The sequence below is a fragment of the Pseudoalteromonas sp. SMS1 genome, from assembly GCF_021530565.1.
Classification (GTDB): Bacteria; Pseudomonadota; Gammaproteobacteria; order Enterobacterales; family Alteromonadaceae; genus Pseudoalteromonas.
In genome coordinates, this window is record NZ_JAKGBI010000001.1 from 101768 (window position 1) to 117401 (window position 15634).

Below are 15634 nucleotides of genomic sequence, written 5' to 3' on the forward strand. Positions count from 1 at the left end.
ATTTAACAGTATTTTCCCTTTTACTCTTAATAGCTTATGTTTACATATTTATTTTTTCATGTGATGATTGTGAGAATTTAGCTTAGCGTACTTTGTTGCTTTTTGTACGTTCAGAACTATAGAAAGTAGTCTGTTCTATTGCTCCCAAGAAGCGCTGTCAATTATAGGGATAATAATTTATGCAATTAAGTAAAACTGTTCAAAACGAGATTTATTCACTAGTTGAGGTTGGAGGTAAAATTCTTCAAAAAGCTTCAAGGGCCGATAACAATTTTGAAGGTGATGATTTGGCAGAGGTTTCTTCGTGGGTAACCAGACTCGGTCAATTGATAAGAAAACTATACGGTGAAAATAGCCAGCATTATTCTAATTTTGAACGCGCAATTTCTAGTGAAAGTTTTTATGTAATTCACAGTGATTGGTATGGACATATATCTCAAGTTCAAGGGATCGCCTTAACCGTTAAGCATGATGTCGAAAACGGTCTCATCGGTAGCATTAAGGGTTTGCTTCAGGCTGAAATTTTTGCAAACTTTTTAGAAATCGGTGAGCACTTATTATCTGAGGGCTATAAAGACGCAGCTGCAGTGACAATCGGTGCTGTTCTTGAAGATGGCCTTAGAGAGTTATGCAAGAAAAATGATATTGCTATTGTTAAGCCCAACGGGGCTCCATTGACCATTGAACCATTAAACACTGAATTAGCAAAAAATGAAGTTTATTCCAAGCTTACACAAAAGCAGATCACAAGTTGGGCCCATATAAGAAATAAAGCAGCGCATGGTCAATACGGCGAATACGATAAGACTCAGGTAGAAATGATGCTCTTGTTCGTACAAAGCTTCGCCGATCAGCATCTCGTGTAAACTGAAATATGGAGATTGTAAATGAAAGAATTCAAAGTAGAGTACCTGATTTTAATGGAAGATGACGGAGGATTCTGTAATTGTAAGAATACATTTAATAAACTCCTTCAGGCACATTCTGATATTAAGATAAGCAATAAAAAACTTACATATAAAGAAAAGTTTGAGGTTGAATACAACTTGCTATCAGGGGAAGTAGAGAACAAGAAACAACGGTTTTTCCAGCTCACTTTGAACGCAAAGTGTGAGGCTGATAAACTTGATATATTTGTACAATTGTTAAGAGATATTAATACGATAATACCAAAGTCTGGCGGAAAGCAAGAAACCCTAGTAAATGATATTTCTACTTTCTATTCACTAGAGTCTTACCCATTAATTCATCGTATTGAAAATACAATGAGGAGGCTAATAACCACTTTTATGCTCCGCAAAATAGGGACTAGCTGGCTAAAAGACTCATCACCTAAAGAGTTTAAGGTAGCCGTAGAAAAGAGTAAGAGAAAAGATGCACCTCAAGTCTACAAAGTAGACTTTATACATCTAGCTGATTTTCTGTTCAAACCCTACTCTATTCACGACACTAAAAGTCTGATTGATAAATTGGATTCCGCAAAATCTATAGAGTCTTTAAATCTTGAACAACTAAAAAGTTATGTTCCAAAATCAAATTGGCAAAGGTACTTCTCTGAAATTGTAGACTGTGAGGATACATTTATAAAATCTCGTTGGGAAAAACTGTATGATTTGAGGTGTTTAATTGCTCACAATGCAATTGTAACTAAGCAAGATTATGAAAAGATAAAATTATTAGTAGACGAAGTTAGCAATAGGTTGGTTAAAGCAATACAAGAAATAGATAAAATATCAGTTCCTGCTGACGATAAAGAAAGCGTTGCTGAAAGCGTAGTGTCTAATATGAACTCGCTTTATGGTGAGTTTATAACATCATGGAAAAAGCTAAATTCGATGATTTTTTCATTATCAAAGGAATTTGATATGCATGTAGGGGAAAGACAATCCCCAGATGGCAGTTCTCACCGAGTGAGATTACCCGAACATGTCATTTTTCGCAATTTAGCTCAATCTTCAATTATCACGCAAGAATTAACCGATAAGTTAAGTTCTTTACAGCGCTTTAGAAATGTTTTAGTACATTCGAATGAACCGCTTTCTAACCAAGATATTGAAGAAAACATCAGGTTGATAAGTGAGTGTATTCTAAATGTTGAAAATGCCTTTGAAAAAGCATTCGCGAACCATGTAATAGTAGACTTAGATGATGATGTACCAGAGTCAATGAGGGGAATAATTAGAGCAGGAAGGGTGGTCTTTGTTAAAAACTTTGATGAACAAGATGAAGAGCAAAAAGAACGAGAAGATTTGGTTGACAATAGGGAGTTCCATAATAAACGCGAACTTGTTAAATATATATCAAATATGACTGGTGTACCTTTTGATAATATCGACATTCGAAGCTGATAAGAAGTATAAAATGAAATTTGACTTTAGAGTTATACTTTGCATAGGCTCCAATTACCCAGCACTCCTTACCGCCCTAAAAACTGCCCCACGAGAGCTAATACTCTCAACCACAACAGCCTCAATCTGCCGAGCAATGTTTGCACCAATCATATTGCTTTGCTCGGCGTTCGCTGCACCTTCTACTGTGATCTGATTCGTAATATTAAACACCACATTTTGGCCAGCGGTTTGTCTGTTGCCTGCGTTGTAGTGCCTGGCCATATGGCTGATTTCGACGTTTTGTTTAGGTGACAGGACTCGTTCGCCGCGTTGTAGGATGTAGGTGCTTTCGTTTGGTACGTAGTCTAGGCCACCGTGCGCGATACCAGCGGGCTGCTGTGATTTAATCATCCGAACTTGTTGCATACCCATAGCAATAGCCGCAGCGGCAGCAGCCGCACCAAGGGCTGGGCCGACGATTGGGATTGGGGCCAATGCCGCAAATGAACCAGTTGCCGATTCATAGGTTTTGATTAGGGCTTGGGTGATAGCAAAGGCTTTGTAGAGTTTAAATGCGGTTTTACTTTGTCCTGCCATGGCTTTAAAACCTGCTGCACCAAGGCCGACTACTGCTGAGGTCTTCTCCCGAGCGTTTTTAGTCTCCCAGTTTGCGAACTGCAATAGGTGTTGTTGCATTGCGCCAGTGTTACGGGTGCGCGCCTGCATTAAACGTTCTTGATGGGCGTATTCATCTGCTTCACGTTGGCTATGAAAGCCTCTGGCTGCGTTCAGTTCTTGTTGGCGTTCTAGGTTTCGAATTTGATTGTCGGCGTTGTATTTGATTTCGCCAACTTCGTCGTTTGCAGCTAGACCAAGCATGCTCCTGCGTTTGGCATCGATGCGCGCTTGTTGTTTGGCTTCTTCAACGCGCACTTGGCTATCATAAGCGGCGAGTGCTTCGCGGTTAGCGAAGCCTTTGATTTGCGCAATGCGGTCTTCAAGTTCTTTACGCAGGTCATTGCGGCGTTTTTCTTCTGCTTGGTTTTGGAGGCGCGTTTTTTCAGCTTCGCGCTTTTTGATTAGGGCTTGTTGGTCAGCATCCAGTTTGGCATCGAGCTGCTTTAAAATCGCATCGTATTTGGCTTTGTTACCTAAGTCGATTTCTCGCGCTTGCATGACCATTTCTTTGCGCTTTTTATAGCTGGCTTTTAGCCTGGCTTCTTCACCTAGGAGTGACAGCTGCAGCTGTTGAATGTTTTGGGGCAGGGCATTTGTCGCTTGTTTGGCGTTATCTGCTATTTGTTTCCAGTCCAGCGCTTTGAGGTTTTGTTGTAGGTTTGCGGCTTGTGCGGCAGTTCTCATGGACTCGGCGCGGAGCTTTGCTTGCTCATTGATGTAGCGCTCAATGCCTGCAATTTGGTTTTGATACGTAAACTTAGCGCGGTCACTGCCCGCATTATTCATTTGCTGGCGCAGCTGCTTAATGCGTTTGTATGCGTTTTCAATGTTGTTTGTGTAGTTGATGGTTTGTTTTGAAGCCGAGGCAATTTGCGCTTTAGCGCTGATATTACCCACCGAGTTAAAGGCATCACCTAAATTGTATAGGTGTGTTTCAAGTCTTTTTGAGCTGGTACTGGCTTTATCACCTTGAGTAGCAAAGTAGGCAATGGCTAAACCAGCCGTCACGGCCAAGCCAACAGGCCCACCCATAAGGCGCAATACGCCGCCCAATGTTCTACTGGCAATTGAGGCTCTCGCAGCCGCCGCTGTATAGGCATTGGTTGCCGTTGTTAATGCTGTTTGTGTTACTGTCGCACGCGTATTTGCCGCAGCGAGACTTTGTGTGGCCATTTTTCTTACGTGCATGTTACTCGCAAGTTGTAATTGTCGTCTTGCAGCATCGCGATCTTGTATTGCTTTGGCGTGCTCTGTTGCGGCCAATTGTTGATTGGCTGCCACAAGCTGCAGGTTGGCTTGCGCTGCTTTGTGTGACGCAATGACTTTCGACCCCATTATAGCGGTCGTTTTTGCTATGTTCCCTGCCAATTTACCACCCATCACAACCGCCAACGCCGTTGCAGAGGTGGTTAACCCTTCAACCAATTCTTTGTTTTCGCGTAGTTCTCGCATCCCTGCAGTCACAGCATTGGCCACTTCAACCACGGCAAAGTTAACGGGCTTTTCATACTCGCGAATAAGGCGTTGATACTCGTTGCTCATTTCAGCGAACGAGGCATTAATTTTGCCTTCTGTGGCTTCTGCTGCACCTGCATACTCGTTAAGCGCTTTGATTAAATAGCGTTTAAACATTTGGCTGGTGATGCGGCCATCGTTGACCAGTTGTCTAAACCCACCTGCAGCCACGCCCGCCGCTTTATCAAGCTTTTGTAAAAGCCCAGGCAATGGTTCGGTTACTTGGTTGAGCTCTTCAGCTCGTAGTACGCCTGCGGTCATACCTTGTGTCATACCAAACAAGGACTGCTCAAGTTGTACATTGCTCGCGCCCGTTTTGGCGGCGGCATTCGCCATGCCTTCAAGGATTGCTTTGCCTTGTGTCTGGGTCACAATGCCAGCTTGTTGCAGGTTGAGGATTTTAGAGTAGGAATCTGCAAGGGTGGTGTATTGGGTATTGAGCCTGTCTGCGGTTTCAAATAGATAATTTTGTACTTGTTGATATTCACGCGTAGAATCGGTCAATCCTTGCAGGCGTATGTCTAATTGCTGCGCGGCCCCTGTATCGCGAATAAACATGGCGGCAGTGCCAATGGATGCAACACCTGCGAGGGTCACTCCCAATAACTCATACCCTGATTGTAATAGGCCAAGCTGTCTACCCATGGCGGTTTGTTGCTGCATTACTCTTGTTTGGCTTGCCCCTAAGCGCTGATTCGCAGCCACCTGATTTTGAATTGCATGAGGTAGGCGGTTTAAGTCCTGGACGTTTTTATTTGTGCCAGCGGTTACGGCTTTGCCGTCATACTTTAAGCGAAGCGCTAGGTTCAGTTGGTTTTTCATCGGGTCGCCTTAGTAATCCTATTACAGTGCGCTCTAAGAATTGGAGCTTGTCAAAATCAGTGGGGGTAAGGGCAATGTCGCTATAGCGCCAAGCTATTTCAGCCCTGGCATAGTCAAGGGCAAGCTCGATGCCATCTTTGCAGTATTGCCACTGGGTATTGGCCGTTGAGAGCGCTTTAACCGCAGTCCAATTTTGTGGGAGTACGTATAAATCTGCTTTGCTTTTTTCAACCTCAACTGGCGCACCAAAATGGGCTAAGTCATCGTCCAAGTGCTTGCTATGTGTTGCTAGGTCGCCCACAAACCACCTAGCAACGTCGATTAGTTTTTTTCCTGTACTCGATACTGCGCGTTTATACACTCAGCAGATAACCGCCCAGTAATGCCGCCAAAGCACAGCATTTCGTCCAATACGTCTTTTGAAAAGGTGATGTCTTTGCCTTCATCAATAAAGCCATCCCAGCCAATCAGGAGTTGCTCAACGATGTTTTTATCTGTTGTGTTTTTCGGGTCGGTGAGTTTTTCAATGTCGTTTTCAGGCACCAATTTAATGTGTGCGTTGAACTTAAATTCCACACCCCCATACTCAAAATGAATGGGTGCATGGATGGTGGCGTCTTTTAATTTAGATAACTTCTTTAATTTCATTTGGATCACTCAAATACTAAGGTTAATTCGTCATAGCCACTGTCTGAAGGCACAAGTTTTCCGTCCAGTTCGTAGCCTGTAAGCTCGCTTTCTAGGCTTGCATACTTGGGCGTGGGCATTTGAAAACGCCCTAAGAGCGTTACTTTGTTGCCTGCACCTTGCCCATGGTTAAACTCAAAAGGCTGAATGCTGCCAGCCAATTCAAACGGGTTGAAGATAGATAATGAATCACTGGTAACAGTGATGTTTGCGGTAGACTCATGACCCGTAATAAGGATTTCTTCGTGATTAATGGCGCGGTCAAACACCACGTTATTACCCACATCGATGGTCAATTTATGTAAGGTGCGCGCAAGGCCATTGAGCTTAAACGCACTGCTATTGGTCACGCCAAGCGTTGAGGGCTTTTTCCAACGGGACCAATCCGTGGCAGGCGGGGCGCTGGATTGTATGGGCGCACTAAACAAGCCCTTAAACTGCCAGTTAATCATGGGTTGGCCTTTTTCAAGGTTAATGCTGAACGTGCCTAACATCTCAGAGATTTGATGTGTGTTTTGCCCAAAGCGCATTAAACACGTGGCTTTAGTGGCAGCGCCTTTGGTGAAAGTAACCGCATTGGCACTGGAGACTTGCACCATGCCGCACGCTAACAGCAGTGGCGCAATGGTGGGGGCAGAGCCCGCGCTGCCACTCATAGCCAAGGGCGTTTTAAAGTTCAGTGTTACATGTTCGCCATAGATAATCTCCATGCTTGCGCCAGAATACGCGCGCTCTATGTCGTCTTTTTCGGTTTCGGCTTCAATGTTAAATTCCACTTCATTGGCGTATATCGCGTGGTTGCCAGTGAGGGTGGTGCCAAGGGAGTCGGCCATAATTAGCCTGTCTTTAAATCGCCAGCTCATTTGCTTGCTCCTGGTTTAATGGTGTCGCCATCAAGTACAAATGCACCGGCGGCATTACTGCGATTGCCACTTTGTTTAAGGGCGTGTTGTACTTGCTGTGCAATCTCTGTTGGGCTACTCGGTTTGGGTGGTTGTTCGGATGCTTTATTGGCTTTCATGTTGGTTCCTTGGTGTTGATGGTTATGTGCCCACTCACTGAAAACTGGCACTGGTAAATGAGGTTGTTGGTTTGGACGTTGAGTTCCACCATGCGACCTCGATGCAGCTTAATGGGCTCATAGGGCGCAAAAGTAAGGCCAGCCAGTGCCGTTTTGACTTGCTCGCGGAGTGTTTCAATGTGTTGGTCGGTTTTTCTATTGGCGCTAAGACAAGGGATAACAATCATCACGGCAAATAGCTCCGTTACGGTATATTCGTCTTGGCCTGTAATGCTGTTGGTTGGCTGATAGTCTTCATCGAGCGGTAATACATACAATAAAGGTGCTTGCACGGGTTTACTGCGCGCCTGGTTAAAGTCTTGCGCAAAACCCACTTTGGCAATGCGCGCGTTATTTAAAGCCTTTTCAATGTGGTTTAAATCAAAATTAAACATACTTTAAACTCCGTTTAAACCAGCCAGCCGGTGAGCGTTTCAACAATGGCACCGGCTTGATATTGTTCAATACCAATGATTGGGCGAGCAGGGAGTGTGACGGCATGGCCTCGGCCTGTTTTACCCCCAAAGTGATGTATGGCAGCGTATTCTTCACCCAAGCCATGCACCAATTCATCGCCTTCAACCTTGTGTGTAACAGAGCCAGCTAAGTTACGTTGGTCGGTCAGCGTTAATCCTTTACGCGTTTTTGCGGCTTCGGATTGTTCCCAGCGAGTGCCATCTGGAGCCAGTTCGTTTAAAAAGCGGGTTGTCACGTCCATATCTAAAAATGCGCCTATGTCATCCAGCACATCTTCAGGCACTTGGCTTTTACGATTGAGCACTTGCAACTTTTCTAACGCATCGCCCGAAATATCAATGAATACGCCCGCCATGACTTAGTACCTTTGCCAATCAAAGTTACTCGCCAAAGGCTTGGTTTGAATAGGCCCAGAGGCCATAGGTGAGGGCGCCTTAATTTGAATGGTCCCCGCCTCAATTTTGCCAAGCTCCAGCATGGCGTTTTTACGCCTGGTCATTAGCCCTTCGTCGGTATCGTTGTTACATAGCTCATAGCGCATCAAGTCGGCGGCTATACCCAATAAGGGGGAGGCATCCACTTCAGCCTGTGTGAGTTCAAGCTTTGCCACATAACCCATAATAGTGTTATTCACATTGGTTGAAGCGGTGTTAAACCAGTTTAAAAGCGTGGTTTGAAGGTCAGTTTCAGGTGTGGCTAACAGGGCTTTATTTAAATCATCTTCAGTGATTTGCTGGGCATCATACGCAATGGCAAATGTGCCATTGGCAAACTCCAATAAGCGGCTTAACCCAATTGTACTGACTGTGTGCTGTGCATTTACAAACATCGTGTTGTCCTTAGATAAAGGGGCCGAAGCCCCACAGGGAGTTAATGGCTAAGTGGTTAAGCGGTCAGTACATCAGTCAGTAGCACACCACACCCTTTGGCAATGATTTGCTCTTCAACTGATTCACCCACAATGACTTTGGTACCGCCACGCAAACCCGCAGATACCGGCTTACTACCCGATTCACGGTTCTTGTAACGGGCAGTGAGTCCAAAGGTCATACGTTTATTTTCAAAACTGGCCAGCGGGTCATGGTAGGTAAGCGCTAGGTTGTCGCCCCATGCACGTTCAAAGACTGGGGTTTTACCTTTTTTAGCGATGTTTAACCGTGCTTGGCCAATATTGATATGCTCTATTTCAAGCGCTTCTTTGATGTAAGCCCAAGGTACTAAGCCCTCATCTCCAGTTGTGCCGTTATAGCCTTTTAGTAACTTTTTGTTGGTCCTAAGTGCGGTTGCCACTTTAAATGACATGGTCATGCTGTTAGGGCGCATTAATGGCTCGTCGAGTAAATTGAGAAACCAACGCAATATATCTAGCTCAGGGTCATCCAGTTTTTTTAGGCCTGCCGTGCCTAGTTTTTTGTGCATACCAAAGTTATTTGGGTCCGAGAACTTTTTAGCGACACGTATTTCGCGGCCAAGCAATACCAAGTCCGTAATGTTTTCGGTCGCCACATTCAAAGGGCTGTGGTTTGGTGGCGCGTTGGTGATATCGTCGTTTGGTACAACATCAGATAAACCATAGTCAGTCACAGAGCCAGTTCTGTCGTCATAACCAAACTCAACTTGGTTTGGCTCTGACTTACGGCCAATCTTGGTATCTGGTACCGTGAACTTATCCGCTAGATTGTACTCACCCCATTTGTATTCGCGTCTGTTCACAGACGCGTAGGGCAGTAACCTATCGGCTATTAACTGACGATTGGTATAGGCAATTGCTATCGCCGTTTGCTGCACGTCGGGGGTAAATGGCATACCATCACTCATGGCAACTCTCCTTATTTAATAATCACAAATGGGGCGATATGAATATCGACAATGGTGCCCGCGTCGCCTTTTTCGAGTACCTTGCCAGCTACATGGATTTCGGTATCGTCTGCCAGAGCTGTTGGGTCTAAGGGTATGGCGCGGCCTTCACTGTCACTTACCGCATATTCACCGCCAGAAAAGTCGCCGCCCAGTTCTATGGGTGCAAGCTGTGTCATGACCACATCAACGCGCAGCTTTTTATCTGTACCTTGCTCGGTGACTCCAAGAATAGGGCTGTTAATACCCGTGGCTTTGGTTGCCATAAAGTCACCAATATCAGCCGCAACAAACCGGTTTGCAGGCAATGGGGTGTCAGACTCAAAGTTTCTAATTAATCCTGGTATAGCCATTAGTTTGACTCCTGCGTAACGTGGTCCATCGCTGTACTTAAACTGATTGTGAAACCTTTACTTGCTTGCGCACTTTGATACTCCACAGCTCTTTGAGCCAATGCATCAGCTGAGTTATCAATCTCGGTTTCTTCGTTGTCGTCTTTGCGGCTGAACTCTTTGGTGAGTCCAGTTCGCTCCGGTAAAGAGAGCAGTAGACCTTTAAAGTATTCCGCTGGTTGCGCAGTAGCAGTTTGATTACCATCACTCGCAGCGAACTCAAACGTGCTTGCTGCACCTGTTTCAAGGTGGGCCATGAATTCGGCCAAGCCGTCTGTTTTGGTGATACGCGGGGCATTGCCACCATTGACCTTGGTATCAATAAACGTTTGCGCATCAAATTTACGTTGGTTGAATTCATGTTCAGCGTTACGCTTGTTCGCCGCGTCCAGTTGGGCCTGCAATGCTTTCTCGGTGTCGGTGGGTTCGTTTTTAGTTTTGTCACTCACTTCTTGTTCCTCGGGGTTATTAGAAGGGGCGCTAAAGGCATGGTCGCCAAAGCGCTGTTTGTCTTGTTCGTGTTCAGCGATGATGGTTTTGCGGTTAAGCCAGTCGGCTTCCCAATTTGGAATGAGGCGGTTTGCGGTCTCTAGATCATGCTGCTCAATTACCCAATCGCGTAAGTTACCCATAAAGTCGGTAACTAAACGCGCGGTTTGCATGGCAACATCTTCAATACGCTCGCTTGCTTCATTGGCTGCAAACTCAAACACTGCGCCTTTGGTGTCTTCGTTAAATTGCCAAGGCATACCCGCAACAGCAGGGGGGTTGCCACCTAAGTAACCAACGTGACCTAAAAAGTAGTTACCTGGTTCACCCTCTAAACGCACACTACGATTGGGGTATCGCTTTGCTTCAACCGCATCAGCAAACTCAGCGGCCACATCTTCGGCTTTGGCAAACAACTTACCGTCTTCGACTTTTAAGTCGCTAACCCAACCCCATGCTGGGTCGTTAGTCTTAGGGTGGCCAATGACTAAAGGGCTGGTCTTAGGGATAAAGTTTGTGACCACAGAGTCTAAATCTGCGGCAGTAAACTCCTGTGTATTGCCGTTTGAGTCGGTGTGGGTGCCAGCGGTAAAAATCTCGTACCAGTCAAACTCTGTGTTTTCCATTGTAGGTGCTCATCGTTGAATCAATGAGCTCAGAATAGCGGGGGAGGAACAAGAAATTAGGCGTAAAATGTTTTACATATTAGTTGGTTAAAGCTCCCAACTTGTGTAACTATTATGCTTAGCACAAATAAGAATTCAACAAGTGATATGAAAATCTATAAATGGACTAACCCCAAAAAAATAAATCTTCAGCAGCCATTTCTTTACCATATTTGTATTAATACAGGCCAAGCAGAGTTTAATTATATTGGTAAGGCGTCTAAGAAGTCTCGATTGAATGAATACCGCAGAAATGTTGCCAAAATCTTAGCAGGTAAAGCAAGAAGACCGAAGATAAAGCGCAACGGTGAACCGCAATCACTTAGCAATCTGCGCTATCGTTACGTGCACCTAGTGTTAGCCCTAGCACACAAACAAAACTGGGATATAACACATTACCCGATTGAAAATGTAGAAAAGGACAACCTAAACGACAGGGAGCAACAAGTGATCAAGGAGCTCAATACAACCTGCGAAAACTTTGGCCTCAATGAAAAGCAAACTTGGGAAATCGAAGAGCTGGACGCCTTATCGCTTGAACTCTTACAAGGCCTAAAGTAATTGTTTAGGTAACTTTTACCAGTGAAGTTACCTCTCAAATTAGATACCCGGCTTTAAAGTAGGTTGGAACCATGTTTAAAACCGTTTTAAAAACGCTTCAGCTTGTTTAAGTCACTTAAAAATTCACCACTGTACTAGAATCTAAATAAAACCTGGCACAAAGCCATACAGCGCTGCTCTATATTTTCATGAAAATAATAACTAAATCCATAGCATATAGTTTTTACATAAATGTTACTTTGCCTTACAATATTGGAATATTTTATTACGAATAACAAAGAGAAATGAATAAGACTGTTGTTTTAACGATGATAGCTTTGTTTGGTGTAGTAATTTTCACTCGCGAAACCAAACAGGAAGATAACTCCCCCCAAATAGTTCCAGCAGCCAACGTTTCTAAGAGCAAACAGAAAACCACATCCATCAGTCAATCGACAATTAGTGAATGTATAAACAAAGTAGCAAAAAATACTTACTATTCTATAGACAGGTTAAGCTTTATTGGGACAGATGAAGACAATGCATTGGTGGTTTTATACAAACGAAAAACCTCTGATGGTACCCATAAGTTCAGATGCGTGGGATCTAAAGTAGAAATGTGGGCAAAGGGCGGGGCAGTTTGGATTTCAATGTAAGCAAAAAGCAGGCTAATGGATTGCAATGCTTAAGATAGCTTGTCACATAAGCATGATCGTTCGTAAATATAGAACAGCACGTACAAACTAAATATAGATTTCAAAACAATTTATAACTTCAAAAGGAAAACAAATTGATAATCAGTAATGTACACTTAATTGGCTTCAGAAATTTTTCTGACTCGATAATCAACTTCAATCAAAACACTCTTATAATTGGTGCAAATGATGTTGGAAAGAGCAACCTACTCCATGCTCTAAGAATATTGTTGGATAAAAGTTTATCAGAATCCGATATCGAGCCAAACGAGCTCGACTTTCACGTAAGTAATAAAGGCACTAGTGATTTAATTTCTATCACCATAGAGTTTGCAAATATAGAGGAAGATGCAGTTTTATCCGTGCTGAAAGGCAACGTGAGTGAAGACAATAAAACCTATTTAAGATATGAAGCGATAAGAAATGAGCTAACCTATAAACTTTATATCGGGCAATCCAGAGATGACTTAGAAGAGATTGATAGTAGGTTTTATTTGCGCCGTATGCATATGAAATATATAGAGTCTCAACGCGATCTTGAAAGGTATATTAGAAAAGAAAAGCGTCAACTATTAAAGAGCACACAAAAAAACCTTTCAGACGCCGAGAAAGCAGAAGATGACGATTTGCTTCGTGAAATTGGCGGCGATTTGACCGCCCTTAACGAGAAAGTGTCTCAGCTTACATATGTCGATCATGCAACCAACGACGTAAATAAAGAGCTGAAGGAGATGGCCCACCACCATTCTGAATATGAAGTACAGCTAGATACAGGAGCTATTCAAGTAAATGACTTTATTGAAAAGCTTCAGCTAGGAGCCACTGCAAATGGTACCAATGTCATGCTCGGTGGAGATGGTAGAAATAATCAAATTCTCTTAGCCTTGTGGAAAGCAAAGAGCGCTCGAGAGCATAATGTCGATAGTCAAGTGGTATTTTATGTGGTTGAAGAACCTGAAGCTCACCTTCACCCACACCAGCAGAGAAAATTAGCAAAGTACTTAATTAATGCTCTACCTGGTCAAACTATAATTTCTTCCCATTCACCACAAATAGCCGTTCACTTTTCTCCGAACTCCATCATTAGGCTTTTCCAAAGAGAATCCTCAACTATTGCGGCAAGTGATGGTTGCTCAGATGTTATTAAGGAGGGTTGGCAAAATATGGGTTACAGAATGAGCGTAATACCGGCTGAAGCACTTTTTTCAAGCGCAGTGTTTCTAGTAGAAGGTCCTTCAGAATTGCTTTTTTATCACTCTTTAGCTGAAGCCCTCAACATCGATCTAGATTTCCAAAATTTATCCATATTATCTGTAGATGGAGTTGCATTTGAAGTTTACATTGAAATATTAGATGCAATGAATATACCTTGGGTAATGAGAACTGATAACGACATATCTAAAGTACCAAACAGAAATGAGTGGCAGTTTTTAGGCCTTAATCGCTGTTTGGGTATTGCCGGACAAATTAAATTACTAAACATAGATCATGAGCCAAATGCAATTGAAACAATTGAGGGTGGTCAATGGGACTATGTGTCAAATATAGTTAACCCTAAAGGCATATTTCTCTCGATAGTTGACCTCGAGAATGATTTAGTTGGTGAGCTAACCGATGAAATTGTCAACGCGTTAAAAAAAGACAATGCTGACGATGCCATAAATTACTTACAGAGGAAGAAAGCCCTTAGAATGTCAGAACTTCTTCAATCAATAAAAAACGACTTAATAAAATTGGACGGGAAAGAACTGGCTAAGCCTTTAATAAAGTTGTTAGAGGTAACTAATGCCTAATTTGATGCTAACAGGAGAGCAGTTATCAGCGGTTAATTATGAGGGAAGCATAGTTATAACAGCATGCCCTGGCAGTGGAAAAACTACAGTTGTAAAGGAAAAAATTAAGCAAGTTACATCTACACTGCCGTCTCACAAAGGAATAATCGCAATAACCTTTACAAAGAAAGCAAGCTCAGAGCTTAAAAAAAGGTGTAACGAGAATGCTCACGATACTAAAAATAGTTTTTTCGGCACAATAGATAGCTTTTGCCTGAACGAGTTGATCATACCATTCTTGGGTCGAATTTGGGGGAACAAGCCTTCAAACTGTAAGGTTGTAAAGAAGCTCGCTGAGCCAGAAAAGTATTTTCTTGCCGAACAATATACGTCTCCTACAACTCAAGACATACAGGTTGACGGAGGTTTCAAGGAGCTATATGGAGAAGGTATTTTATGGATGCAAAGCTTCGCAGCTTTATCTGTTTTGATTTTAGAGCAATCAGAAGCAGCTCGACGATACATAAAAGCACGTTATTCTAATGTTTATATGGATGAATACCAAGATTCTTCCTATGCTCAACATGAACTTTTCAAAAAGCTTTATGATTTAGGGTTAATTGCTACAGCTGTTGGAGATGTAAATCAGTCTATTTATGGGTTCAGAGGAAGCAGACCGGAACTATTATTAGAGCTAGCCAAAGCCGATAACTTTGAACATTTTGAATTAACTGCAAACCACCGTTGTCACCCTTCAATAGTAAACTACGCTTCACGAGTATTAAATCCAAACTTTCAAGCTACCGATTGTGAGGGTGATATTCAAGTTTATCGTAAAGAAATAGACGGAAACTTGAGCAATGCTGCAGAGCTGATATCAAATTGGATTAAGGACTGGGTGGTAAATAGCGATATTAAAGAATGTGAAATAGGAATATTAGCTAAAAAGGATGTTTCTTTAGATGTGTTTTCTTCAGGGTTAAAGCTAGATTATCGGCTGTATAGAGATACTCCACTGAATAAAATAGGTTCTGAATGCGCCGATATATATTCAAGTTTATTGGCGTTAAAATTTGGGGCTATATCAACTGTGCAAGAAATAATAGATATTTATCAATCATTGTTCAAACCAAAGTTAATTTTGGAGCAAAGAGCAATATTAAACGAAGTCCGTAATGCACAAAACTTGCAGAGTTTTTTCGGAAAAGCTGAATGTTTCTTAGAAACGCTGGGGGTTGAATCCACTGAACAAGAGATAAACGCTTTAGAGCTAATTTGGAATAACGAATCATTAATTAAGTTGTTTAAGCCTATAACTGAGAATGAACTACAATTAATGACCCTACATAAAGCTAAAGGTTTAGAGTTCAAAATTGTGTTTCATCTGGATATGGAAGAGTGGTCGTTTCCTCATAGAATACCTGGGCAAAACTTTGATGACATAAATTACCCCAACCTACAGGAAGATAAAAATCTTCACTATGTTGGAATCACTAGGGCAAAATTACGTTGTTATCTAATCCATGTGTCACTTAGATTAAACAGACACAGAGCTTTTGGGAACTCTCGTAGATCTTATTTTTTGCGTCTTCCAGAGCTTGAAGGACTCTATCAATAAAAGATCATTTTAAACATCGTAAGCCGCTAACTGCGGC

Annotated in this window: 17 protein-coding genes; 6 read left to right on the forward strand and 11 right to left on the reverse strand. The window is 42.8% G+C overall.

Features of this window, described 5'->3' with window-relative positions:
* The first annotated feature begins 179 nt into the window (after positions 1-179).
* Together L1286_RS00385 and L1286_RS00390 are read left to right on the forward strand one after the other, a co-directional pair.
* On the forward strand, positions 180-866 hold the full coding sequence (locus L1286_RS00385; protein ID WP_235404910.1) for a hypothetical protein: 687 nt from the start codon (positions 180-182) through the stop codon (positions 864-866).
* A 21-nt stretch (positions 867-887) separates the two neighbouring features.
* Positions 888-2348 (forward strand): HEPN domain-containing protein, encoded by a 1461-nt coding sequence (locus L1286_RS00390; protein WP_235404911.1) that lies wholly within the window; start codon positions 888-890, stop codon positions 2346-2348.
* A gap of 54 nt (positions 2349-2402) precedes the next feature.
* Here L1286_RS00390 and L1286_RS00395 read toward each other — a convergent pair whose 3' ends face one another.
* From L1286_RS00395 to L1286_RS00445, 11 genes are read right to left on the reverse strand one after another with little or no spacing between them, the layout of a single operon-like run.
* Entirely contained in the window at positions 2403-5345 is a 2943-nt protein-coding gene (locus L1286_RS00395) for a tape measure protein (protein WP_235404912.1), read from the reverse strand.
* On the reverse strand, positions 5305-5706 hold the full coding sequence (locus L1286_RS00400) for a DUF1799 domain-containing protein (protein ID WP_235404913.1): 402 nt from the start codon (positions 5704-5706) through the stop codon (positions 5305-5307). Before L1286_RS00400 ends, L1286_RS00395 begins: the two co-directional genes overlap by 41 nt.
* Positions 5667-5993 (reverse strand): hypothetical protein, encoded by a 327-nt coding sequence (locus L1286_RS00405; protein ID WP_235404914.1) that lies wholly within the window; start codon positions 5991-5993, stop codon positions 5667-5669. The genes L1286_RS00400 and L1286_RS00405 overlap by 40 nt, the downstream gene beginning before the upstream one ends.
* Positions 5994-5998: 5 nt before the next feature.
* Positions 5999-6895: a hypothetical protein gene (locus L1286_RS00410; protein ID WP_235404915.1), complete on the reverse strand. Its 897-nt coding sequence runs from the start codon at positions 6893-6895 to the stop codon at positions 5999-6001.
* Positions 6892-7053 (reverse strand): hypothetical protein, encoded by a 162-nt coding sequence (locus L1286_RS00415; RefSeq protein WP_235404916.1) that lies wholly within the window; start codon positions 7051-7053, stop codon positions 6892-6894. The genes L1286_RS00410 and L1286_RS00415 overlap by 4 nt, the downstream gene beginning before the upstream one ends.
* Positions 7050-7487, reverse strand: a complete 438-nt coding sequence (locus tag L1286_RS00420; RefSeq protein WP_235404917.1) for a phage tail terminator protein — start codon at positions 7485-7487, stop codon at positions 7050-7052. The genes L1286_RS00415 and L1286_RS00420 overlap by 4 nt, the downstream gene beginning before the upstream one ends.
* 14 nt (positions 7488-7501) lie before the next feature.
* The gene (locus L1286_RS00425; protein ID WP_235404918.1) at positions 7502-7924 is read right to left on the reverse strand and encodes a phage virion morphogenesis protein; all 423 of its coding nucleotides are present in this window, start codon (positions 7922-7924) and stop codon (positions 7502-7504) included.
* A gap of 3 nt (positions 7925-7927) precedes the next feature.
* On the reverse strand, positions 7928-8398 hold the full coding sequence (locus tag L1286_RS00430; RefSeq protein WP_235404919.1) for a phage protein Gp36 family protein: 471 nt from the start codon (positions 8396-8398) through the stop codon (positions 7928-7930).
* Positions 8399-8454: 56 nt separating this feature from the next.
* Positions 8455-9387: a capsid protein gene (locus L1286_RS00435; RefSeq protein ID WP_235404920.1), complete on the reverse strand. Its 933-nt coding sequence runs from the start codon at positions 9385-9387 to the stop codon at positions 8455-8457.
* Positions 9388-9398: 11 nt separating this feature from the next.
* Entirely contained in the window at positions 9399-9779 is a 381-nt protein-coding gene (locus tag L1286_RS00440; RefSeq protein WP_235404921.1) for a hypothetical protein, read from the reverse strand.
* Positions 9779-10933 (reverse strand): hypothetical protein, encoded by a 1155-nt coding sequence (locus L1286_RS00445; protein ID WP_235404922.1) that lies wholly within the window; start codon positions 10931-10933, stop codon positions 9779-9781. Before L1286_RS00445 ends, L1286_RS00440 begins: the two co-directional genes overlap by 1 nt.
* A 147-nt stretch (positions 10934-11080) precedes the next feature.
* Here L1286_RS00445 and L1286_RS00450 point away from each other — a divergent pair, with 147 nt between their 5' ends.
* The 4 genes from L1286_RS00450 to L1286_RS00465 all read left to right on the forward strand — a co-directional run bounded on the left by L1286_RS00450 (position 11081) and on the right by L1286_RS00465 (position 15597).
* A complete protein-coding gene (locus L1286_RS00450; protein ID WP_235404923.1) occupies positions 11081-11533 on the forward strand; it encodes a hypothetical protein in 453 nt (150 codons plus the stop codon).
* A 284-nt stretch (positions 11534-11817) separates the two neighbouring features.
* Positions 11818-12168 (forward strand): hypothetical protein, encoded by a 351-nt coding sequence (locus tag L1286_RS00455; RefSeq protein WP_235404924.1) that lies wholly within the window; start codon positions 11818-11820, stop codon positions 12166-12168.
* A gap of 134 nt (positions 12169-12302) precedes the next feature.
* Positions 12303-14000 carry an ATP-dependent nuclease gene (locus L1286_RS00460; RefSeq protein WP_235404925.1) on the forward strand — a complete coding sequence of 566 codons (1698 nt, stop codon included), beginning with the start codon at positions 12303-12305 and terminating at the stop codon, positions 13998-14000.
* Positions 13993-15597 carry a UvrD-helicase domain-containing protein gene (locus tag L1286_RS00465; protein ID WP_235404926.1) on the forward strand — a complete coding sequence of 535 codons (1605 nt, stop codon included), beginning with the start codon at positions 13993-13995 and terminating at the stop codon, positions 15595-15597. Before L1286_RS00460 ends, L1286_RS00465 begins: the two co-directional genes overlap by 8 nt.
* Positions 15598-15634 lie beyond the last annotated feature (37 nt).